This window comes from uncultured Sphingomonas sp. (assembly GCF_913062585.1).
In the GTDB taxonomy this organism is placed as follows: Bacteria; Pseudomonadota; Alphaproteobacteria; order Sphingomonadales; family Sphingomonadaceae; genus Sphingomonas.
Genome location: NZ_CAJXWX010000013.1, coordinates 72217 through 95163, shown reverse-complemented (window position 1 = coordinate 95163; position 22947 = coordinate 72217). Strand labels below are relative to the sequence as shown.

Below are 22947 nucleotides of genomic sequence, written 5' to 3'. Positions count from 1 at the left end.
GGCAAGCCATGCCAAAGCCGTCCAAACCGTCCTTCGCATCGCCTGCTCCTCCTGTTCGTCGTGTCAGCTGGCGAGCGCGTCCCGAACCGCCTGCAACGCCTCGGCACCCTTGGTACCGTCGGGGCCGCCGCCCTGCGCCATGTCGGGACGGCCGCCGCCGCCCTGCCCGCCCAGCGCCGCCACCGCCTTGCGTAGCAGCTCGACGGCATTGTGCTTGCCCGTCAGGTCGTCGGTGACGCCGACCGCGACCGAGGCGCGGCCATCGTTCACCGCGACCATCACCGCGACGCCCGAACCGCCGAGACGCTGCTTGGCATCGTCCACCGCACCGCGCAGCCCCTTGGCCTCGAAACCTTCGAGCACCTGACCGATGAACGCGACATCGCCGATCTGCTCCGGCCCGGCCGCAGCACCACCGGCGCCCCCACCCATGGCGAGCGCCTTCTTGGCCTCGGCCAGTTCGCGCTCCAGACGGCGGCGATCCTCGACCAATGCGGTGATGCGCGCCGGCACCTCGTCGGGGGTGGTCTTCAGCGTAGCGGCAGCGGCCTTCAGCATGTCGTCACGGTGCGAGAGATACGCGCGCGCGCCCTCGCCGGTCAGCGCCTCGACCCGGCGTACGCCGCTCGACACCGCGCCTTCGGACACGATCTTGAACACGCCGATCTCGCCCAGCGCGCTGACGTGCGTGCCGCCGCAGAGTTCGAGGGAATAGGTGCCGTCGGCATCCTCACCCATCGACACGACGCGAACCTCGTCACCGTACTTTTCACCGAACAGCGCCATCGCGCCCATTTCAATCGCTTCGTCTGGCGTCATCAGGCGGGTGACGACGGGGCCGTTGCCGCGCACCTGCTCGTTCACCTTGGCCTCGACCTCGGCAATGTCGTCGGCGGTCATGCCGACCGGCTGCGAGAAGTCGAAGCGCAGGCGTTCGGGCGCGACCATCGAACCCTTCTGCGCGACATGGGTGCCCAGCCGCTGGCGAAGCGCCTCGTGCAGCAGGTGCGTCGCCGAGTGGTTCGCACGGATCGCGGCGCGGCGGGTGGTGTCGATCGCCAGCTTCACGCTGTCGCCGACCTTGATGCCGCCTTCCTGGATCTCGGCATTGTGCACGAACACGCGGCCGAGTTGCTTGGAGGTGTCGGTGACGACCGCCTTCAGCCCGGTATCGCTGGAGATGGTGCCGCTATCGCCGACCTGGCCGCCGCTTTCGCCATAGAAAGGCGTCTGGTTGACGATCACCGACACGGTGTCGCCTGCGCCAGCGCTATCCACCCGCGCACCGTCCTTGACCAGCGCGAGCACCTCGCCCTCGCCGGTGTCCGAGGCATAGCCAAGGAACTCGGTCGAGCCCGTCTCTTCGGCGATGTCGAACCAGACATCGTCCGACGCCTTGGCACCCGAGCCCTTCCAGGCCGCGCGCGCGGCGCGCTTCTGCTCGGCCATCGCGGCGTCGAAGCCCGCACGGTCGACCGACAGGTTCTGCGCCCGCAGCGCATCCTCGGTCAGGTCATAGGGGAAGCCGAACGTGTCATAGAGCTTGAACGCCGTCTCACCCGCCAGCGTCGCGCCGGGCGCCATGCCCGCCGTCGCCTCGTCGAGCAGCTTCAGCCCCTTGTCGAGCGTCTGGCGGAAGCGGGTTTCTTCCTGCTTCAACGTCGCTTCGATCAGCGGCTGCGCACGGACCAGCTCGGGATAGGCGGCGCCCATCTCGGCGACCAGCGCCGGGACCAGCCGGTGCATCAACGGCTCCTTGGCGCCCAGCAGATGCGCGTGACGCATCGCGCGGCGCATGATGCGACGGAGCACGTAACCACGTCCCTCATTGGCGGGCAGCACGCCGTCCGCCACCAGGAACCCGGCCGAGCGCAGATGGTCGGCGATGACGCGATGCGACGCCTTCTGGCCATTCTCGGCCTTGGTATGGGTCAGCTCGCAAGACGCGGCGATCAGCGCCTTGAACGTGTCGGTGTCGTAATTGTCGTGCACGCCCTGAAGCACGGCCGCGATCCGCTCCAGCCCCATGCCCGTGTCGATCGACTTCTTGGGCAACTCGCCCACGATCTCATTGGCTTCCTGCTCGAACTGCATGAAGACCAGGTTCCAGATTTCGACGAATCGGTCGCCATCCTCCTCCGGGCTGCCGGGAGGGCCGCCATAGATATGGTCGCCGTGATCGTAGAAGATTTCCGAGCACGGACCGCACGGCCCGTTCTCGCCCATCGCCCAGAAATTGTCCTTGGTCGGAATGCGGATGATCTTGTGATCGGGCAGCCCCGCGATCTTCTTCCACAGCGCGAACGCCTCGTCATCGGTGTGATAGACGGTGGCGGTCAGCTTTTCGGCGGGAATGCCCCAGACCTTGGTCAGCAGGGTCCAGGCATGGGTGATCGCCTGTTCCTTGAAATAGTCGCCGAACGAGAAATTGCCGAGCATTTCAAAGAAGGTATGGTGGCGCGCGGTATAGCCGACATTGTCGAGATCGTTATGCTTGCCGCCGGCGCGCACGCATTTCTGCGAGCTGGTCGCGGTGACATAGGGGCGCGATTCCAGGCCGGTGAACACGTTCTTGAACGGCACCATGCCCGCATTCACGAACATCAGCGTCGGGTCGTTCTGCGGCACGAGCGGCGCGGAGGGCACGATCTGATGCCCCTGCGAACCGAAATAGTCGAGAAAGCCGCGGCGGATGTCGTTGGTCGAGGTCATGAGCAGCGACTTAGGCGAGGTTTCATGCGCGCTCAAGCGCCCGCGCGTTCGGGGCGCTCCGTCGCATCGTCAAGCGACCGCATTCTCCCCGGTCGCCCATTGCAATCCGCCGGGCAGCGCGTCGTCGGACAGGTCGATCTGCAACACGCGACGATGCCGCCCCGGTCGTGCGCGGGCCGATCCGTGCAGGATCAGCGTGCGGTAGAGCCAGACGGACCCCGCCCCGGCCAGGCACGTCGCCTCGCCGCAGCGCGCGACCACCGCCTCGATCGACGCCTCCGGTATCAATCCCTCGCGATGCGAACCCGGTGCCACCAGCAGCGGCGCATTCTCGGCATCGACCGGATCGAGATGGAAGCGAACCGTCACCATGCGGTCCAGGAGCGCCACAGGCGGCGCGACATGCACGCGCCCCTGCTTGACCGTCCAGGGACCGAAGCCCGCAACCTCGCGCCGTTCCGCCACTTCGATGGTTCGATCCTGATGCCAGGCGAGCGCCCAATTCGCCGTATCGGTCTTGTCGAACAGCAACGCACGAACCGGCCGCATGGGCGGCGCGACATCCGCGATCAGCCGCCGGACGCCGGAAAGCGCCGCCGCTCGCAACGGGTCGATCCGCAGGCCCGGCCGCCCGGCGGGCCAGTCCGCGAACAAGGCGGCCAGTTGCGCCAACTCGGCGGCGCACAATGGCGACGGCCAAAGCGCATAGCCCCGCTCGTCCAGCGCCTCCATCACCCGATCGGTGCCTCGATCGACCTGGGCGGCGTCGAGAACCAGACCGGCGCGCTGTCGGTCATATGGAAGCAATCCTCCAGCCGGATGCCGAACTTGCCCGGCAGGTAGAGCCCCGGCTCGTTGGAAAAGCACATGCCCGGCGCCAGCGTCGTCGCCTCGCCGCGCACCAGATTGACGGGTTCATGCCCGTCCATGCCGATGCCATGGCCTGTCCGATGCGACAGGCCCGGCAGGCGGTAATCGGGGCCGAAGCCTTGCGCCGTGTAGAAACGCCGGACCGCATCGTCGATGCTGCCCGCCAGCGCGCCGATCCGCGCCGCCGCGCTCGCCACCTGCTGGCCTTTGGCGACCATATCCCAGACCTTGCGCTGCTCGGCGCTCGGGCTGCCATGCACCCAGCTGCGCGATACGTCGGACTGATAACCCTCGACCGTGCAGCCGCAATCCATCAGCACGACCTGGCCGTCTGCCACCCGGTGCACCTGTTTGCTGCCATGCGGATAGGCCGAAGCTTCGCCGATCAGTGCCATGCTGAACTCCGGACTGCCGCCCAGCTTGCGTGTGGCGGCGCTCATCAGCGCCCCGATCTCCGCGCCCGTCATGCCCGCCTCGACGCGGGGATAGACCCAGCGATAGGCCGCCATCGTCACATCGGTCGCCAGCTGCATCAGCGCGATCTCGGGCGGCGTCTTGACCATACGGCACCCGCGCACGACCGGATTGGCCGAGACGAGCCGCGTGTCCGGCAGCACCTTTTGCAGCCCGTCGAATGCGAAGAAGCGCGCGGTCTCCTCGATGCCGACCGGGCGCCCGGTCAGCTTGCGGTCGCGCAGGAACCCGGCGACGACGGCCAGCGGGTTCTGATCCTCCTGCCACACCCGCACCTCGGCGGGCACGGCCAGCGTCTCGCGGACCGAGGGTTCCTCGAAAAAGGGCGTGACGATGCACGGCTCGCCCTCGACCGGCAGGATCGCGGCCGTCAGCCTTTCGCTGCGCCACCATTGCACGCCGGTAAAATAGACCATGGTCGATCCCGGCTCGATCAGGATCGCCCCGATATCGTTCGCCTTCATCAGGCTTTGCGCCCGCGCCAGCCGCCGTGTCCGCTCGGCCGGGCCGATCGGCACCGCCTTGGCCGTCATGTCGGACAGGCCGGAGAGGTCCGGCTCGGCCGCGCGGAGCAGCCCCGGGCGGATCAGCAGCGGCAGGGCGGTGGCGGCGGCGACCAGAGCGCGGCGGGACAACAGGGTCTGCATGACGGGCACGATAGAATTCTTGACCTGAGCGCCGCAATGCCCTTGGCTCGCGCGCGAAACTTATATTGGGGTATGCATGGCCAAGCGGCTGACCTTGTACATCTTCATCGGGCTGGTCCTGGGCCTGATCGTCGGGCTCTCGCTCAACCTGTCGTTGAACGACGGCAGCGCGGCCGCCGCCGCGCAACTGAAGGCGATCGCTGGCTATTTCGCGATCGTCACCGGGCTGTTCCTGCGCCTGATCAAGATGATCATCGCGCCGCTGGTCTTTGCGACCCTGGTCTCGGGCATCGCGCAGATGGGGGATACCAAAGCGCTGGGGCGGATCGGCTTCCGCTCGCTCGCCTGGTTCATTTCGGCGAGCCTGGTGTCGCTCAGCCTGGGGATGCTGCTGGTCAATCTGCTCCACCCGGGCGTCGGCCTGAACCTGCCGCTGCCCGCCGTCACCGCCGATAGCGGGGTGGTGAAGACCGGCTTCGATCTTCAGAAATTCGTGACCCACCTCGTCCCCGCCTCGCTGATCGAGGCGATGGCGACCAACGAGGTGTTGCAGATCGTTATCGGTTCGCTGTTCCTGGGCGTCGCCATCACGGCGGTGGGCGAGCGCGCCGCGCCGTTGGTCCGGGCGGTCGACGCGCTGGTCGCGGTGATGCTGCAGGTGACGGATTATGTCATGCGCGTCGCACCGATCGCGGTGTTTGCAGCCGTCGCGGGCACGCTGACCGAGCAGGGGCCGTCGGTGATCGGCAAGCTCGCCATCTTCATGGGCAGCTTCTATCTGGGCCTGTTGCTGCTGTGGTGCGTGCTGCTGGGCATCGCCGCCCTTTTCATCGGGCCGCGCGTCCGCGACCTGATCGCGCATATCCGCGCGCCGTTGATCCTGGCCTTCTCGACCGCTTCTTCCGAAGCCGCCTACCCGCGCATCCTGGAGGGGCTGGACCGGTTCGGCGTGCCGCCGCGCATCGCCAGCTTCGTGCTGCCGCTGGGCTATTCGTTCAACCTCGACGGCTCGATGATGTACATGACCTTCGCGTCGCTGTTCATCGCCCAGGCTTACGGCATCGACCTGTCGATCGGGCAGCAGATCACGATGCTGCTGGTCCTGATGGTTACGTCGAAGGGGATTGCGGGCGTACCGCGCGCCTCGCTGGTGGTCATCGCGGCGACGATGCCGTTGTTCCACATCCCCGAGGCCGGGTTGCTACTGATCCTGGCGGTCGACCACTTCCTCGACATGGGCCGTTCGGCGACGAACGTGATCGGCAATGCGGTGGCGAGCGCGGTCATCGCGAAATGGGAAGGTCCGCTCGACGCGCCCGAGCCGGTCGACGTTCCGTCGCTGCACGCACCTTCGGGCACACCGGCAAAGGACGCCCCCGACAGTTTCCGTCAGATCGGGGGGCATTGATCGCAGGCCCTATGCCTCACGCATAGGCATAGGGCCCGCCCTTCGCGAGCGCGGCCTGATAGGCGGGGCGGGCATGGACCCGTTCCAGCCAGCCGATCGTCGCGGGGCGGCGGCCGTCGAGCCCGGCGCGGGCCCTTGCTGCCTCCAGCGGAAAGCTCATCATGATATCGGCGGCCGTCATCTGGTCGCCCGCGAACCAGGGCGAGCGGGCCAGCTCGCTCTCGACATAATCGAGATGACGGTCGATCATCGGGTGAAAGCGCTTGATCGCTACCTTGCCCATCACCGGAATGCGGCTGAGCACGAGCAGGACGAAGAGCGGCGGCATCAGCGACCCTTCGGCATAATGCAGCCAGAAGCGCCAGCGCTGCATCGCCTCGCGGTGGGCGGGCGGCCCCAGGCGCCCATCACCCTTGCCGATCAGATATTCGACGATGGCCCCCGTCTCGGCGATCACCAGCCCGTCATCCTCGATGACCGGCGACTTGCCGAGCGGGTGGACGGCCCGCAGCTCGCGCGGGGCCAGCATCGTCCTGGGATCGCGCTCATAGCGTTTCACGTCATAGGGCAGGCCGAGTTCCTCCAGCATCCAGAGAATACGCTGCGACCGGCTGTTTTCGAGATGATGGACGATGATCGTCATGCCTGGTTCCCCTTCATGCGGACAGGGTAACGCATCATAACGACAGCAAGGCCCGAGCACTCCGGTCCGAGCCCGCGCTGCGGACCTATCTCGCCCTGATTCGCCAGATCCATGCCGATGCGGGCAATGCCACCCGGTCTTCGGTCCGGTGATGCGACAGTGCCTCGCGCAGCGCCGTCACGATCCGCGCGCGCTCGTCCGGCGTCGCCGTCGCGATCGCCCGCGCGGCCGGACCGATATGGGACAGGAAATCGACCGCCTCCTCGACCGCGCCCTCCCCTTCGCCGACGATATAGTCGAAGCCGACCCGCGCGGCGCTGTCGATCGTCCAGCCTGCCCGTTCCAGCCACGCGCCGGTCCGGTGAAGATCGGCAAAGGCGAACGGCCCCGGCGCGTAATCGCTCGTCGTCGCCGGAGCATCACCGATCACCTCGTCCGCCAGGGTCGCGAACCGGTTATGCCCGCGCTCGTCGAAGCAGGAAAAGACCATCATCGCGCCCGGCGCCGCCGCCGCGCGAAGCCCGGCAAAGGCGACGACGGGATCGGGAAAGAACATCACGCCGTGGCGCGAAACGAACAGGTCGAACGGCCCTTCGGCCGCCGCCACCGTCACGGCATCGCCGCAGACGAAGCGCGGCGGGTTGCCCGATACCCCGGACAACCACTCGTCGGCACGGGCCTGCGCCAGCGCGAGCAGACCCGGCGACAGGTCGCCCCCGACCAGCGCGAGGTCGGGACGGGCCGCCCGGAGCGCCAGCCCGGTCGATCCCACCCCGCAGCCGATATCGAGTACCCGCCCCTGAGCGGGGGCGACGGCGGCGATCACCGCGTCCAGCTGGGTCGTCAGATGGGTGAAACTACGCTCGGTCCGCCGCCACTGGGCCGCCCAGACATCGCCGACCCGGCCCTGCCAATCCATTCCGCTGGTCACCGCACCGCCCCTTCACAAAGAAATACGGCCCGCCGTTTCCGGCGGGCCGTATCGGCCTTTAGCGCATCGCGCCTCAGATATCGTCCTCGGCATCGGGGCCGGTCATCATCTCCTCGGCGACCTGCTCGGTCCGCTGCCGGATGGCACGTTCCAGCCGGTCGGCCATGTCCGGATTCTCGCGCAGGTAATTCTTGGCGTTCTCACGCCCCTGCCCGATCCGCACCGAGTCGTAGGAGAACCAGCTGCCCGACTTCTCGACCAGGCCGGCCTTCACGCCCAGGTCGAGGATCTCGCCGATCTTCGAAATGCCTTCGCCATACATGATGTCGAATTCGACCTGCTTGAACGGCGGCGCGACCTTGTTCTTCACCACCTTCACACGGGTCGTGTTGCCGGTGATGTCCTCGCGGTCCTTGATCTGGCCGGTACGACGGATGTCGAGCCGGACCGAGGCGTAGAATTTCAGCGCATTGCCGCCCGTCGTCGTCTCCGGGTTGCCGTACATCACGCCGATCTTCATGCGCAGCTGGTTGATGAAGATCACCATGCAGCGCGAACGGCTGATCGAGCCGGTCAGCTTGCGCAAGCTCTGCGACATCAAGCGGGCCTGGAGGCCGACATGGCTGTCGCCCATCTCGCCTTCGATCTCGGCGCGCGGCACGAGCGCGGCGACCGAGTCGACCACCAGCACGTCGATCGCGTTCGAACGGACCAGCGTGTCGGTGATTTCCAGCGCCTGCTCGCCGGTATCCGGCTGCGACACGATCAGTTCGTCGATATTGACGCCCAGCTTCTTGGCATAGACGGGATCGAGCGCGTGTTCGGCGTCGACGAAGGCGGCGGTGCCGCCCATCTTCTGCGCCTCGGCGATGACGTGCAGCGCCAGCGTCGTCTTACCCGACGATTCGGGGCCATAGACCTCGATCACGCGGCCGCGCGGCAAGCCGCCGACGCCGAGTGCGATGTCGAGGCCAAGCGAGCCGGTCGAGATCGCCTCGACCTGCATCGTCTCCTTCTGCCCCAGCTTCATCGCCGAGCCCTTGCCGAAGGCCCGGTCGATCTGCGCGAGCGCGGCGTCCAGCGCCTTTTGACGGTCTGCGTTTGCGGTTGCCATGCCGGTTTCGATCACTTTCAGATTGGCGGCCATCAGATGCTTCCTTCGCTAGACCAAGCGCGTGGTCCATTCAACGCATCTGCAATGTATGCGCTTTGTTCCATGAGAACAAGATGCGAACAAAGCCTATCGTAAAAAAGTCGCCAAGGCCCACCATCCCCTTGCCCGGGCCAGCTCGGCCGCCGCATCACGGGCAGCGACGTCCCCAAACAGCGCGAAACAGGTCGCACCCGAGCCGGACATCCGCGCCAGCGCCACGCCGGGCGCCGCCGCCAGCAGCGCCAGCACCGCGTCGATCTGCGGCGCGATCGCGCGGGCGGGCGGCTCCAGGTCATTGCGGCCGGCCGCGGCGATCGCCATCACCTCGCCCTGGCCCAGCGCCCCCCGATCCACACCGTCCCAGCGCCCGAACACCGCCGCCGTCGATACGCCGACGCCCGGATTGACGAGCAGCACCGGCCGATCGCCCAGCGGCGCCAGCGGTTGCAGCGCATCGCCCTTCCCCTCGCCGCGCGCGGTCTGGCCCAGCAGGCAGGCGGGAACATCCGCGCCCAGCGCCGTCGCCAACGCGAACAGATCGGGATGATCGACCGCCACGCCGTGCAGCCGCGCCAGCGCCCGCAGCGTCGCCGCCGCATCGGCCGAACCGCCCCCTATCCCGGAGGCGACGGGCAAATGCTTGTCCAGCGTGATCGCATGCGACTGCGTGATGCCGAAGCGCTCGCAAAAGCCGCGCGCCGCCCGCATCACCAGATTGTCGTCCCGCGACTCATCTGCCAGCACGGCGGCAAACGGCCCGGTCAGGGTCAGGCGGGTGACATCCGCCGCCTCGACCGTCACCACATCGCCGTCCCGGCAAAAAGCGAACAGCGTTTCCAGCTCGTGATAGCCATCGGGCCGACGCCGTCGCACATGCAGCGCCAGGTTGATCTTGGCCGGGGCGGTTTCGACGATCGCGGTCATGCCCCGCCCATGCGTCGCGCTGCCCGTCGCGGCAAGAGCGTTCACCGCGCCAGCTTGGCCTGGATCGCCGCCTGCGCATCGCCCTCCGCCGTCAGCGCCGCCGCGCGCCAGGCGTAACGCGCCTCGTAATGCCGCCCCAGCGCCCAGTAGATGTCGCCCAGATGATCGTTGATCTCGCTATTGGCGGGTTCCGCCTCGGCCGCGCCTTCGACCAGCGGCAGCGCGCGTTTAGGCTGCCCCGCCTTGTAATAGCCCCAGCCGAGCGAATCGGTGATCGAGGCATTGTCAGGCGCCAGCTTGCTGGCCTTTTCCAGAAGCGCCAGCGATCCGGGGACATCCTTGCCCCGTTCGATCCGTGCATAGCCCAGATAGTTGAGCGCGAGCGGCTCGTCCGGACCCAGTTCGACCGCCTTGGCCAACGCTGCATCGGCCTCATCCGCGCGGCCCGCCTGATCCAGTGCACCGCCATATTGCAGCCAGGCCGCCCAGGGGATGGCGGGATCGGTGCGGGTGACGCGCTCGTACCAGACAGCGGCGTCGGCCGGGCGCTTGGCGGCGATCAGCTGGTCGCCGTAAAGCTGCCAGTCATCGGTCGTCGCCCCCTTCGAGGTGGCCAGCCCCTTGGCCAGCATCAGCGCCTCGCCACCCCGATCGTCCGCGCCGAGCAGGCCGATCCGGACCACGGCGGCACGATGCGCAAAGGCACCGCGTGGATTGATACCCTCCAGCGCGGCGAGGGCCGAGGTCCACGCCTCATCCTTGGACAGCGCCTCGGCCATCAGCAGGCGGGCACGGTCGTTCTTCGGGTCGGCGATCAGGGCGGTTCGGGCGAGCGCGATGACCAGCGGACGCGGCCCGTCACTCGCCAACTCCGCCCCGATCCGGGTGAACAGGCGGGACACGCCGAAGCCGAGATCGGGTTTCGCCCCCAGCGCGCGGCGGTCCACCGACACCAGCGGATCGCTCAACAAACTGCGCGCCACGGTTTCGTCACCCCGCGCCGCCATGATCTGCGCCGCCGCGATCCGCGTGTCGGCGGGCGCACGCAGCGTCGTGAGCAGGATGGCCGCCGCCGCGTCGTCCATCTTGCGCGAGGCCAGCGCGATCAGGATGCGGTGTTCATCGGCGAGACGCCGGGCGACTGGTTCCTTGCCTGCGCTGTCCAGCGCCGCCTCGACCGGCTGCTTGCGGTCCCAGGCTGCCCAGGCCCGCAAGGCGGGGGCGAGGATGCGTAAGGCGCCGTCGTCGATCCGCGCCAGCGCGGCGTCATAGCCCGCCCGATCATCCTTGCGCGCCGCGATCGCCAGGTCGAGCAGCGCGACGTCGATCGGCGCGACCTTTTCGGCCTCCATCACGCGCGCCGCGCGCAGCGCCAGGCTCACGTCGCCGCTCATCATCGCCTCGCGATAGGCGCGGACGGCCACCGCCGGATCGTCGGGCCAGGTCGCCAGGGCAATCGCATAATCCCCGCTCGCCTCCGCCGCACGGCCCTCATCCGACGCCACCCGCGCCGACAGATAGGCGGAAAGGGGCGACCGGCCGGGAACGACCGCCGCCAGCGACGCGGTCGGCCAGCCGCCCATGACCGCCCCTGTGACCGCCAGCGTTACGGTCATCAGGCGGAACGGGGTACGCTTACATATTGGGATAATTGGGTCCTCCGCCGCCTTCCGGCACGACCCAGTTGATATTCTGGGTCGGGTCCTTGATGTCGCACGTCTTGCAGTGGACGCAGTTCTGGGCGTTGATCACGAACTTCGGATCGCCCTCTTCCACGCCCACCACTTCATAAACACCGGCGGGACAGTAGCGTTGCGCGGGCTCGTCGAACAAGGGCAGGTTGTGCGCGATCGGCACCGACGCATCCTTCAGCGTCAGGTGAACCGGCTGATCCTCCTCATGATTGGTGTTCGACAGGAACACCGAGGAAAGGCGGTCGAAGGTCAGCACGCCGTCGGGCTTGGGATAATCGGGCTTCTTCACCTGATCCTTGCGCCACAGGCTCTCGTGATCGGGCTTGTGCTTCATGGTGAAGGGCATCTTGAGCCCGAAATGCTCGGCCCACATGGTCGCGCCCGCCAGGCCGGAGCCCAGCGTATCACCATATTTCTTGACCAGCGGCACGACGTTGCGGACGGTCGACAGCTCCTTGTAGAGCCAGGACGCGCGGAAAGCCTCGGGGTAATCGGTCAGCTCGTCGCCCTCGCGGCCCGCCTGCACCGCCGCGAATGCCGCCTCGGCCGCCAGCATCGCCGACTTCATCGCGCCGTGCGTGCCCTTGATCCGGGGCACGTTCAGGAAACCCGCCGAACAGCCGACCAGCACGCCGCCAGGGAAGGTCAGCTTCGGGATCGCCTGCAGCCCACCGTCATTGATCGCCCGCGCACCGTAGGAGACGCGCTTGCCGCCCTTCAGCAGCTCGGCAATGACGGGGTGGGTCTTCCACTTCTGCATCTCCTGGAACGGGGAGATATAGGGGTTGGTATAGTTCAGCCACGTCACGAAGCCGAGCGCGACCTGCCCGCCCGCCTGGTGATAGATGAAGCCGCCGCCATTGGCGTCATGGCCCAGCGGCCAGCCCTGCGTATGGATCACCCGGCCCGGCAAATGCTTGGCGGGGTCGATGTCCCACAGCTCCTTGATGCCAAGGCCATAGACCTGCGGCTGGCTCTCGCGGGCGAGGTCGAACTGGCGGATGATCTCCTTCGACAGGTGCCCGCGTACGCCCTCGGCGAAGAAGGTGTACTTGGCGTGCAGCTCCAAGCCGGGCTGGTAATCGGACTTGTGCGTGCCGTCGCGCGCGATGCCCATGTCGCCGGTCGCCACGCCCTTAACCCGGCCATCCTCGTGGAACAGGATTTCGGCCGCCGCGAAACCGGGGAAGATCTCGACCCCCAGCTCCTCGGCCTTGCCCGCCAGCCAGCGGCACAGATTGCCCAGGCTCCCGGTATAGGTGCCCTTATTGTGCATGAAGGGCGGGGTCAGCGCGTGCGGCAGGTTGCGGTGCTTGCTCGCGCTCAGTATCCAGTGGAGATTTTCCGTCACCGGCACCTCGGCCAGCGGACAGCCATCGTCACGCCAGTCGGGCAGCAACTCGTCGAGCGCGATCGGGTCGATCACCGCGCCCGACAGGATATGCGCGCCGACCTCCGATCCCTTTTCGAGGACGCAGACGGCCAGTTCGCCGCCCTGCTCCGCCGCGAGCTGCTTCAGCCGGATCGCCGCCGACAGGCCCGCCGGGCCTGCGCCGACGATCACCACGTCATAAGGCATCGATTCGCGTTCGCTCATGGCATCCTCGCTTCTTGACCGCACCACTGCCGTAGCGTCCCGTGTGATGGGCTCGTCCGGGCGCGGACGGTAAACATCCTGTCCTGACAGCCGATCCGACAGATTGACGCGAACGTCAACCTTGCAGCATGGGTTGACCCGATATGGGGGCTCTTCCGACGTTCGATACCGCATTGGCGGCCAGCGTGCTCGATTGGTGGCATGACGCGGGCGTCGACCTGCTCGTGGAGGACGATCCGCGCGACTGGATGGCGCCCGAACCGTCGCGTGCGCTTGTGTTCGCGCCCGCCACCGGCCAGGCCGCTGCTGTTCCGGTCTCGGCGTCCGCCGCGGTCGCGCAGTTGCCCGATACGCTGGAGGCGTTCCTGGCCTGGCGCATCTCGGACGCTGTCCCCGAAGCGAGTTGGGACGGCGTCTCGCTGAGCGCGACCGGCCCGGCCGATGCCGCCCTGATGGTGCTGGTCGACTGTCCCGACCGCGACGATGGCGAGGCAGGGCAGATCCTGTCGGGCGCGCCGGGCCGGTTGTTCGACCGCATGCTGGCGGCGATCGGGCTTTCGCGCGAGACGGTACATATCGCCTCCGTCTGCACGCGGCGACCGCTCGCGGGGCGGACGCCCGCCGATCTGGAGGCGCGGCTGTCCGAAATCGCGCTGCATCATGTCGGGCTGGTCCGCCCGCGTGGCCTGTTGCTGCTCGGCAATGCGGCGAGCCGTGCCGTGCTCGGGACCGAACTCACCAGCGCACGCGGACTTTCACACGCCGTTGACCATAAAAGCGGAAAAGCTTCGGCCATCGCCAGCTTTCATCCGCGCTTCCTGATCGAGAAGCCGATGGCGAAGGCGGAAAGCTGGAAGGATTTGCAAAGGGTCATGGGGGAATTGCGCGCATGAAGCTGGGCCGGGCGATCGCGAAGGGAGCGACCATCGGTGCTTTGCTGGCGGGAGCGAGTGCCGCTGCCGCCGCCGAACCAGCCACCACCCCCGACGCCCGCAGCCCGGCCGCGCTGAAAGCGCCGCCCAGCATTCCCGCACTCCTCGATCCAGACCAGAAGGCCGGTTACGCCCGCGTCTTCGCCGCGATCCGCGAAAGCCGCTGGACCGATGCGCAGTTGCAGCTCGACGCGCTGAAGCCCGGCCCCCTTCACGCCATCGCGCGCGCCGAACTCTACACCGCCAAGGGCTCGCCCAAGGTCGATGTCGAGCGACTGGTCGCCCTGCTCAACGAAGCGCCCGAGCTGCCCCAGGCGGACCAGCTCGCCCGCCTGGCCCGGTCGCGCGGCGCACGGGACCTGCCCCCCTTGCCGGAGGCGCATGACCTGATCTGGCAGGACGGCGCGCCCCGCCGCCTGCGCGCCAAGAGCGTGAAGAGCGACCTGATCGCCGCCGAACTGGCGGTGAAGATGCAGCCCTTCATCAAGGCCGATGACGGCCCCTCCGCCCAGGCGCTGCTCGAATCGACCCAGGGCCTGTCGCCCGAGGCGCTAACCGAGTGGCAGCAGCGGGTCGCCTGGATCTATTTCCTGATGGGCGACGATGCCAATGCCCGGACCCTGGCGACCAAGGCGGCCGATGGGGCTGGCGAATGGGCGATCCAGGGCCGCTGGACGACCGCGCTGTCGGCCTGGCGGCAGAATGACTGCCAGGCTGCCGAGACCGCGTTCGAAGGCACGGCGGCGCGCGCCACCGATGTCGACCTGCGCGCCGCCGCGCTCTATTGGGCCGCGCGGGCCGACATGGTCTGCGGTCGCCCGGACAAGGTCGAGGGGCGACTGCGCTCCGCATCGCAGTTCCGCGAAAGCTTTTACGGCCAGCTGGCCCGCCAGGCGCTGGGGATGCGTGGCGAGCGCGAACCGCGCGGACAGCTTGTCGCGACCGACTGGGCCGCGCTCGATCGGCGCCCCAACATCCTGGTCGCCGCCGCCCTGGTCGAGATCGGCGAGACCGACCTCGCCGATCAGGTCATCCGCCAGCAGGCCCGGATCGGCCAGCCGACCGAATTCCGCAACCTGGTCCGCCTCGCCGAATCGCTCGACCTGCCCGCGACCACCGTCTGGCTGGCGCATAACTGCCCGGCGGGCGTGACGGCCACCGCAGAGGCGCGCTATCCGACGCCAAACTGGGCCCCCGACAGCGGCTGGCGCGTCGACAAGGCGCTGGTCTATGCCCATACGCTCCAGGAAAGCGGCTTTCGCAACAAGGTGGTCAGCCCGGCCGGCGCCTACGGCCTGATGCAGATCATGCCCGCCGCCGCGACCGATTTTGCGCGCGAGCGGGGCGTGTCGATCGACCGATCGGCGCTGACCAAGCCGTCGACCAACATGGATATCGGCCAGCGACATCTGGAGCGGCTGCGCGACATGACGGGCGTGACCGGCGGGCTGCTGCCCAAGGTGATCGCGGCCTATAATGCCGGCCCCAAGCCGGTCGGCGAGTGGAACAGCCTGGTCCGCGACAATGGCGATCCGCTGCTCTATATCGAGAGCATTCCCTATTGGGAGACGCGCGGATACGTCACCATGGTCCTGCGCAACTACTGGATGTACGAAAGCCAGACCGGCAAGACCAAGTCGCCCAGCCGCGCCGCACTGGCCCAGGGCATGTGGCCGCGCTTCCCCGGCCTGCCGGGGGCGAGCGCGGTGCGGCTCCAGCGTCCCAACATCGCTCAGGCGAGCGTGGCGCGCAGGACCACGATCGCGCTGAACGCGACGGTCGGCCCGCAGTCGAACACCGCGGTGCCTCAGGCGAATTGAGCGGCTTTGGAGGCTCGATGGATTTCCTTGGCCTTCGACTTCGCTCAGGCTGAACGGAGGGGGGATTGGGGTCGGCCGCAACCCTCCTCGCCAGTCGTGACACCCCTCCGTCAGGCCTTCGGCCTGCCACCTCCCCTTACAGGGGAGGAATGGCGATGGGCTTCAAGTCCTACCTCCGTTCAGCCTGAGCGAAGTCGAAGGCCACGCCCCACCGCCAACCAAGCCGCCCCCAAAATCTCGACAGAGACGTTCCGCCCCCATGCCCATCGACACCACCCGCCGCTTCACCCCCATCCGCATCGCGGTGCTGACCGTCTCCGACACCCGCTCGCTAGCGGAGGACCGCTCGGGCGACACGCTGGTCGGTCTGCTGGCCGAAGCCGGACATGAGCTGGCCGCACGCACCATCCTGCGCGACGATGCCAACGCGATCGTCGCACAGCTGAACCAGTGGATCGACGAAGCCAGCATCGACTGCATCCTGACCACCGGCGGCACCGGCGTGACGGGGCGCGACGTCACCCCCGAGGCGGTCGAGCGGGTCGCGACCAAGATGATCCCGGGCTTTGGCGAACTGTTCCGCTGGCTCAGCTTCCAGACGATCGGCACCTCGACCATCCAGTCGCGCGCCTGCGCCTGTGTCGCGCGCGGCACCTATATCTTCGCGCTGCCCGGCTCGACCGGCGCGGTCAAGGACGCGTGGAACGGCATATTGCGCGACCAGCTCGACAGCCGCCACCGCCCCTGCAACTTCGTCGAGCTGATGCCCCGCCTGCTCGAGCGCTGATCAGTCGGGCTGCATCGCGGCCAGTTCATGGCCGTCGACATCGCGAAAATGAAAGCGACGCCCGCCGGGAAAAGCGAAGATCGGCACCGCAATCGTGCCGCCCGCCGCCGTAACCGCCGCCAGCGTGGCCTCCAGATCCTCGACCCGGATCACGGGCAGCGGCGCCTTGACCTTCTCTGGCGCGGCGTCGAGCCCGACATCGGTATCGCCGCTCATCGTCGCGGCATAGTCGGGTCCGAAATCGGTGAAGCGCCAGCCGAAGGCCTTGGCATAAAAATGCTTTGCGGCCTCGCGGTCCCCAACCGGCAGTTCGAGATATTCCAGACGCGCCATCACCACCTCCATTGTTCTTGCTATGTTCCGATGACTGGCATAATTTTGGGCCATGGACAAGCCGGTTCGATCATCACCGCGACGGAATGCGTCAGCGCTTGCGGACCTCGATCAGCTTTTCGACCAGGACCGTCCGCGTGCCATCGCCGAGATACCGCTTTTCATGGGGTTCGACGCTGACGCGACCGTAGAGACGGACCGTGAAGACGCCCCAGACGGGCTCAACATGGGCCCAGTGCGCGACACGCCGCGCGCGTGTTTCGAGTTCGGCGCAAAGGTGGTCGAGACAGGCCAGCGACGCCCCGTCTTCCGGGACGGCCTCGACCCCATTGGCCGTCCGGCATTGCTCGAATCGGCTGTTTTCGAAGTTGGAAAACCATCGGCAGGTCAGCAGCATTCCAGGGCCATAGGCGACGCCGCGATGGACCAGGCCATGATCCGGTGGAGCGGCTGCGGTTATCGCGAGCAGAGCAAGCAAAGGTCCCATGCGATCAAGCTATCCCCGCCGCTGCCGAATGCAACGGCACGGCCATGGTAAACCGCGGCGCAACCGGGAATGCGACCAGCACGCGCTTCCGCCTGCCCGCGCGCGAAGCGGACGGCGACTGGCTGGACGCCCAGTTGCTGGTAGACGGTACGCCCCCACCACTCCGGACCAGCGTGACGGTGGTGAAGCCGCGGACCATCCTGACCCGCAACACATCCCCCGACGTGCCGTTTATGCAGTCCATCAATGCCTATGGTGGCTGCGAGCATGGCTGCATCTATTGCTTCGCGCGGCCGACCCATGCCTATCACGACCTGTCGCCGGGGCTGGATTTCGAGAGCCGATTGTTCGCCAAGCCCGATGCCGCCGAACTGCTCCGCGTCGAACTGGCCAAGCCGGGGTATCGCGTCGCACCGATCGCGCTGGGCACCAATACCGATCCCTATCAGCCGATCGAAGCCGAATGGCGGATCACGCGGGCGATCCTGGAGGTGCTCGCGGAGACGAACCATCCCGTCGCGATCACGACCAAGTCCGATCGCGTGGTGCATGATATCGACATACTCGGACCGATGGCAGCGAAGGGGCTCGCCACGGTCTGCGTCTCGGTGACGTCGCTGGATGCGAAGGTCGCGCGGACCGTCGAGCCCCGCGCGCCGACGCCCGAGCGACGGCTGGCGGCGGTGGCGAAGCTCGCGGACGCGGGCATTCCGACCTATGTCTCGATCGCGCCGGTCATTCCCGCGATCACCGATCACGAGATCGAGCATCTGGTCGAGCGCGCCGCTCGGGCGGGCGCGCGCCACGCCTTTTTCATTCCCGTGCGTCTGCCCCATGAAGTTGCACCGCTGTTCCGCGCATGGCTGACGGAGCATTATCCGGATCGCGCGGGCAAGGTGATGTCGATCATCCAGTCCTTGCGCGGCGGCCGCGACAATGATCCGGATTTCTTCACCCGGATGAAGGGACAGGGGCCCTGGGCCGATCTGCTACGCGTCCGCTTCCACCGGGCCTGTCGGCTGCATGGCCTCAACCGCGACCGGCTGCGGCTCGACACCAGCCAGTTTCGTCTGCCGAGCGGCCCACAGGGCGAGCTGTTCTGAGGATCATCCTTGTCGGCCAACGCGTTGGTGGCAGGAAGGAGAGCGATGATGATCCACGATCCCGAACCGACCCAGACCGACGAGATTCCGAACGAGGACGATGCCGACAGCTCCGGCGCAGGCTATGGCAATCACGGCGACGCCGATGAGGAACAGGACCCGCGCAAAGTCGGCGGTTGACCAGCCGCCGCCTCCACCCCGGCCAAGGCCGGGGTGGAGAATTTATCCGACCAGCGCCAGTCGCGCTTCGGACGACTTCATCGCCACGGCCTTCACGCCCGGCAGATCCTCGATATGGCTCGCCAGTTCCGCGTCGAGCAGGAAATTGCGGCCGAGCGTCAGCAGCGTGTCGCCCTCCGCCCCCTTGATCCGCGCACGGACTTCGCCGCGTCCGTTGCGCAAGGGATCCAGCATCGCGTGCAGCGCCTTGAACGCGACCTTGTCCGTCACCGTCACCTCGACCACGAACTTGGCCGTACTGGCCAGACCGTCGAACAGCTGCACCCGCTTGATGCTGACGCGCGGCGCTTCCTCGCCCGGACGGCGATCCAGCTCGACGGTGATGAGGGCGCAATCGCCTTCCTTCGCCGCCTTTTCTAGATCGGCGGCGACCGAGTCGTCGAAACAAGTCGCCAGGAACTGCCCCGTCGCATCCGATAGCTGCGCCATCATGTAGCGCTTGCCGCGCGCGGAGGTCCGCCAGCGCGCATCCTCGACCAGGGCAGCCATGGTGGCCCCGATCCGTGCGCCGTCGTCGGGGATCACCAATTCGGTCAGCGAGGTATAGGTCCGCGCGCCGTGCATCTTGGCGATATGCGCATGCCGGTCGACCGGGTGCGCAGAGAAATAGAAGCCGAACGCCTCCTTCTCCTGCTCCATCCGCTGCGACAGCGTCCAGCGGGTGCCGGTCGGCAGCTTGATCGCGTCGCCCGCCACCTCGGTTTCGCCGAATAGCCCACCCTGCCCGCTGGTCCGCCCCTCATGGGTGCGCGCGGCGATGGCGAGGATGGTCTCGGCTACGGCATGGACGCCCGCCCGATTGGGCTCGATCCCGTCGAACCCGCCCGCGGATGCCAGCGTCTCCAACTGGCGCTTGTTCATCAGGCGCGGATCGACCCGTTTGGCCAGCGCATCGAGCGAGGCGAAGGGACCGCCCGCATTGCGCTCGACGACCAGCTTCTCCATCGCGCCCTCGCCGACCGACTTCAGCGCGCCCAGCGCATAGCGGACGGCGAGGCCATCCTCATGCGCCTCGACATCGAACTCGGCCTGGCTGGCGTTGATGCAGGGCGGCAGCATCGTCACGCCCATGCGGCGCGCATCGTCGACGAAGATTGCCAGCTTATCGGTCAGCGCCATGTCGTAGCACATCGACGCGGCATAGAATTCATGCGGGTGATGCGCCTTCAGCCACGCGGTCTGATAGGCGAGCAGCGCATAGGCCGCCGCGTGGCTCTTGTTGAAGCCATAGCCGGCGAACTTGTCGATCAAGTCGAACAGTTCATTGGCCTTTTGCGCGGGGATGCCATTCACCTCCTGGCAGCCCTTCACGAAGATGGCGCGCTGCGCGTCCATCTCCGCCTTCACCTTCTTGCCCATCGCGCGGCGCAGCAGGTCGGCGCCGCCCAGCGAATAGCCCGCCAGGATCTGGGCGGCCTGCATCACCTGTTCCTGATAGACAAAAATGCCATAGGTTTCGGACAGGATCTGTTCGAGCAGCGCGTGCGGGTAGATGATCTCCTCGGTGCCCTGCTTGCGGCGACCGAAGCTGGGGATATTGTCCATCGGGCCCGGTCGGTACAGCGACACGAGCGCGATGATGTCGCCGAAATTGGTCGGGCGCACGGCGGACAGGGTGCGCCGCATCCCTTCCGATTCCAGCTGGAACACGCCGACCGTGTCGCCCTTTTGGAGCAGGCCGTAAGTGGCTTCGTCGTCCCAGGCCAAAGCGCCGAGATCGACCTCGACCCCGCGCTTGGCGAGCAGCTGCACCGCCTTTTGCAGCACCGACAGGGTCTTGAGGCCCAGGAAGTCGAACTTCACCAGCCCCGCGCCTTCGACGAACTTCATGTCGAACTGCGTGACCGGCATATCCGAGCGCGGATCGCGGTAGAGCGGGACCAGCTGCGCCAGCGGCCGGTCGCCGATCACCACACCGGCGGCGTGGGTCGAGGAGTGGCGCGGCAGGCCCTCTAGCTTGGTCGCCAGGTCGAGCAACCGGCGGACCTGGTTGTCGTTGGCGTACTCCTTCGCCAGCTCCGGCACGCCGTTCAGCGCACGCTTCAGGTCCCACGGGTCGGTCGGGTGGTTGGGGACCAGCTTGGCGAGGCGGTCGACCTGGCCATAGCTCATCTGCAGCACGCGGCCGGTGTCCTTCAGCACCGCGCGCGCCTTCAGCTTACCGAAGGTGATGATCTGTGCGACCTGATCGCGGCCGTACTTTTCCTGGACGTAGCGGATGACCTCGCCACGCCGGGTTTCGCAAAAGTCGATGTCGAAGTCGGGCATCGACACGCGTTCCGGGTTCAGGAAGCGCTCGAACAGCAGGCCCAGTTTCAGCGGATCGAGATCGGTGATGGTCAGCGCCCAGGCGACGACCGAGCCCGCGCCCGAACCACGGCCCGGACCGACGGGAATATCGTGATCCTTGGCCCATTTGATGAAGTCGGCGACGATCAGGAAGTAACCGGGGAAGCCCATCTGGATGATGATATCGACCTCGAACGTCAGCCGCTCGTGATAGGCCTCGCGCCAGCCGGGTTCGCCTTCGCCCTCCAGTTCGGCGATACGGTCGAGGCGGGCGTCGAGCCCGGCGGTCGCGTCGCGGCGGAGCATCGCCGCCTCGCCCTCACGGTCGCCCGCCAGGCTGGGCAGGATCGGCTTGCGCCACGGGGCCATCACCGCACACCGCTGCGCCACGACCAGCGTATTGTCGATCGCCTCGGGCAGGTCGGCGAACAGCTGCTTCATCACCTCGGCGGGCTTCAGCCACGCTTCGGGGCTGCTCTTGGGCCGATCGTCCATTTCGACATAGGTCGAATTGGCGATGCACAACATGGCGTCATGCGCGTCGCGGAACCCGCTATCGGCGAAACAGCAGGGATTGGTCGCGACCAAAGGCAGGTCGCGGTCATAGGCCAGGTCGATCAGCTCCTGCTCGGCCGCCATCTCGATGGGATCGTCGCGGCGCGCGAGTTCGACATAGAGCCGATCGCCGAAGATCGCCTGAAGCCGGTCGGCATAGGCTTTTGCGCGGTCCGGCTGGCCCTCCGCGAACAGCCGCGCGATGCCGCCCTCGCCGCCCGCCGTCAGCGCGATCAGGCCGGTGCTGAATTTCTCCAGCGTGTCGAAGCCGACATGCGCGGCCAGCTCGATCGGCCGGTCAAGATGCGCCGCCGACACAAGCGCGCACAGATTGTCATAGCCGGTCACATCCTGCGCATAAAGCGCGACCCAGTCGACCACCGCGCCGACATTTTCTGGCATGTCGGGCCGCGCGACGCCCAGCATCGTGCCAATGATCGGCTGCACCCCCGCCTTCTTCGCGGCGTCCGAAAAGGCCATCGCGGCGTAAAGCCCGTTGCGGTCGGTCAGCCCGGCGGCGGGAAAGGCGTTCGCCTTGGCCTGCGCCGCAATCGCCTTGGGATCGATCGCGCCGTCGAGCATCGTGAAGGAGGAAAAAATGCGGAGCGGCACATATCCGGAATGCATCGCCCACCCCTACCCGCTCGTGCGTGATTCGACCAGAGCGGAACCCGGCGCAAGGCGATCCGTTACGCCTACAGAAGGATCACCCGAGCGCAGGACAGAGACGATGACCGATATGGACCGTGGCTTTGGCACAGCATTCCGCCCGGGTGCGGGCTGGGGCTGGATTCTGGCATATGGCGTGCTGTCGGCGCTGCTCGGGTTGGCCGCGTTTCTCTTCCCCGTGCCCGCCACGCTCGCCGCGACGCTGGTGATCGGGGCCTTCTTCATCGCCTCCGGCCTGGTGTCGATCGGCGCGGGCATTTTTGGCAAAGGGCATGAAGGACGCGGCTATGCCAGCGGGTTCGGCATCCTGTCGCTGGTCATCGGCCTGATCATGGCCTTCGAGCCCGCGACGGGGGCGATCTCGATCACGCTGCTGGTCGCGGTGTGGCTGGGCCTTCGCGGCGTCCTTGAGATCGTGCTCGGCACCCGGATCCGGCGGCGGCGCGGCTGGATGATCGCGCTCGGCGTGCTTAACATCATCCTGGCGGTCTTCGTGCTCGCGACGCTGCCGTGGAGCGCGATGACGCTGCCGGGTTATATCCTGGGGCTCAGCTTCCTGTTCGGCGGGATCACCGCCATTGCCTCGGCGCTGGATCATAAGAAGGGGGCGAGTGCGTTCGCACTTTGAAGTCGGTCGAGTGGCCTTCGACTTCGCTCAGGCTGAACGGGCGGCCTGAGC

Annotated in this window: 19 protein-coding genes; 7 read left to right on the top strand and 12 right to left on the bottom strand. The window is 67.2% G+C overall.

All coding sequences use genetic code 11. The annotated features are described in order from the left end of the window. Positions 1 to 63: 63 nt before the first annotated feature. The 3 genes from alaS to QZ546_RS10560 all read right to left on the bottom strand — a co-directional run bounded on the left by alaS (position 64) and on the right by QZ546_RS10560 (position 4703). Entirely contained in the window at positions 64 to 2712 is a 2649-nt protein-coding gene (gene alaS, locus QZ546_RS10570) for an alanine--tRNA ligase (protein WP_294236954.1), read from the bottom strand. Positions 2713 to 2781: 69 nt separating this feature from the next. Further along, positions 2782 to 3447 (bottom strand): phytanoyl-CoA dioxygenase family protein, encoded by a 666-nt coding sequence (locus QZ546_RS10565; RefSeq protein WP_294236925.1) that lies wholly within the window; start codon positions 3445 to 3447, stop codon positions 2782 to 2784. Next, positions 3444 to 4703 (bottom strand): Xaa-Pro peptidase family protein, encoded by a 1260-nt coding sequence (locus QZ546_RS10560; RefSeq protein WP_294236949.1) that lies wholly within the window; start codon positions 4701 to 4703, stop codon positions 3444 to 3446. Before QZ546_RS10560 ends, QZ546_RS10565 begins: the two co-directional genes overlap by 4 nt. 76 nt (positions 4704 to 4779) lie before the next feature. Here QZ546_RS10560 and QZ546_RS10555 point away from each other — a divergent pair, with 76 nt between their 5' ends. Then, positions 4780 to 6111: a dicarboxylate/amino acid:cation symporter gene (locus tag QZ546_RS10555; RefSeq protein WP_294236921.1), complete on the top strand. Its 1332-nt coding sequence runs from the start codon at positions 4780 to 4782 to the stop codon at positions 6109 to 6111. Between the two features lie 16 nt (positions 6112 to 6127). On the opposite strand, the gene QZ546_RS10550 is transcribed toward QZ546_RS10555, so the two are convergent. The 6 genes from QZ546_RS10550 to QZ546_RS10525 all read right to left on the bottom strand — a co-directional run bounded on the left by QZ546_RS10550 (position 6128) and on the right by QZ546_RS10525 (position 13053). Next, positions 6128 to 6754 (bottom strand): glutathione S-transferase, encoded by a 627-nt coding sequence (locus tag QZ546_RS10550; protein ID WP_294236918.1) that lies wholly within the window; start codon positions 6752 to 6754, stop codon positions 6128 to 6130. Between the two features lie 85 nt (positions 6755 to 6839). Continuing rightward, positions 6840 to 7685 carry a class I SAM-dependent methyltransferase gene (locus tag QZ546_RS10545; protein WP_294236915.1) on the bottom strand — a complete coding sequence of 282 codons (846 nt, stop codon included), beginning with the start codon at positions 7683 to 7685 and terminating at the stop codon, positions 6840 to 6842. Positions 7686 to 7758: 73 nt separating this feature from the next. Next, positions 7759 to 8832, bottom strand: coding sequence for a recombinase RecA (gene recA, locus QZ546_RS10540; RefSeq protein ID WP_037567466.1), 1074 nt, complete (start codon positions 8830 to 8832; stop codon positions 7759 to 7761). A gap of 93 nt (positions 8833 to 8925) precedes the next feature. Then, complete coding sequence (locus tag QZ546_RS10535) at positions 8926 to 9762, bottom strand: 4-(cytidine 5'-diphospho)-2-C-methyl-D-erythritol kinase (protein WP_294236911.1); 837 nt, start codon at positions 9760 to 9762, stop codon at positions 8926 to 8928. Between the two features lie 41 nt (positions 9763 to 9803). Next, on the bottom strand, positions 9804 to 11378 hold the full coding sequence (locus QZ546_RS10530) for a tetratricopeptide repeat protein (RefSeq protein WP_294236906.1): 1575 nt from the start codon (positions 11376 to 11378) through the stop codon (positions 9804 to 9806). 19 nt (positions 11379 to 11397) lie between these two features. Then, the gene (locus tag QZ546_RS10525; RefSeq protein WP_294236904.1) at positions 11398 to 13053 is read right to left on the bottom strand and encodes an electron transfer flavoprotein-ubiquinone oxidoreductase; all 1656 of its coding nucleotides are present in this window, start codon (positions 13051 to 13053) and stop codon (positions 11398 to 11400) included. Positions 13054 to 13196: 143 nt separating this feature from the next. Between QZ546_RS10525 and QZ546_RS10520 the strand changes: the two genes are divergently transcribed. The 3 genes from QZ546_RS10520 to moaB all read left to right on the top strand — a co-directional run bounded on the left by QZ546_RS10520 (position 13197) and on the right by moaB (position 16592). Beyond that, positions 13197 to 13946: a uracil-DNA glycosylase gene (locus QZ546_RS10520; protein ID WP_294236902.1), complete on the top strand. Its 750-nt coding sequence runs from the start codon at positions 13197 to 13199 to the stop codon at positions 13944 to 13946. Beyond that, complete coding sequence (locus QZ546_RS10515; RefSeq protein WP_294236899.1) at positions 13943 to 15805, top strand: lytic transglycosylase domain-containing protein; 1863 nt, start codon at positions 13943 to 13945, stop codon at positions 15803 to 15805. The genes QZ546_RS10520 and QZ546_RS10515 overlap by 4 nt, the downstream gene beginning before the upstream one ends. Positions 15806 to 16064: 259 nt before the next feature. Beyond that, entirely contained in the window at positions 16065 to 16592 is a 528-nt protein-coding gene (gene moaB / locus QZ546_RS10510) for a molybdenum cofactor biosynthesis protein B (protein WP_294236897.1), read from the top strand. Here the strand turns inward: moaB and QZ546_RS10505 are convergent, their stop codons facing one another. Together QZ546_RS10505 and QZ546_RS10500 are read right to left on the bottom strand one after the other, a co-directional pair. Next, positions 16593 to 16925, bottom strand: coding sequence for a VOC family protein (locus QZ546_RS10505; protein WP_294236894.1), 333 nt, complete (start codon positions 16923 to 16925; stop codon positions 16593 to 16595). 91 nt (positions 16926 to 17016) lie between these two features. Then, positions 17017 to 17322 (bottom strand): hypothetical protein, encoded by a 306-nt coding sequence (locus QZ546_RS10500; RefSeq protein WP_294236892.1) that lies wholly within the window; start codon positions 17320 to 17322, stop codon positions 17017 to 17019. 134 nt (positions 17323 to 17456) lie between these two features. Between QZ546_RS10500 and QZ546_RS10495 the strand changes: the two genes are divergently transcribed. Continuing rightward, positions 17457 to 18515 carry a PA0069 family radical SAM protein gene (locus QZ546_RS10495; protein WP_294236890.1) on the top strand — a complete coding sequence of 353 codons (1059 nt, stop codon included), beginning with the start codon at positions 17457 to 17459 and terminating at the stop codon, positions 18513 to 18515. A 45-nt stretch (positions 18516 to 18560) separates the two neighbouring features. Further along, the gene (locus QZ546_RS10490; RefSeq protein WP_294236887.1) at positions 18561 to 18695 is read left to right on the top strand and encodes a hypothetical protein; all 135 of its coding nucleotides are present in this window, start codon (positions 18561 to 18563) and stop codon (positions 18693 to 18695) included. Between the two features lie 42 nt (positions 18696 to 18737). Here QZ546_RS10490 and dnaE read toward each other — a convergent pair whose 3' ends face one another. Beyond that, positions 18738 to 22226 (bottom strand): DNA polymerase III subunit alpha, encoded by a 3489-nt coding sequence (gene dnaE / locus QZ546_RS10485; RefSeq protein WP_294236884.1) that lies wholly within the window; start codon positions 22224 to 22226, stop codon positions 18738 to 18740. Between the two features lie 103 nt (positions 22227 to 22329). Here dnaE and QZ546_RS10480 point away from each other — a divergent pair, with 103 nt between their 5' ends. Then, positions 22330 to 22896, top strand: coding sequence for an HdeD family acid-resistance protein (locus QZ546_RS10480; RefSeq protein WP_294236881.1), 567 nt, complete (start codon positions 22330 to 22332; stop codon positions 22894 to 22896). Positions 22897 to 22947 lie beyond the last annotated feature (51 nt).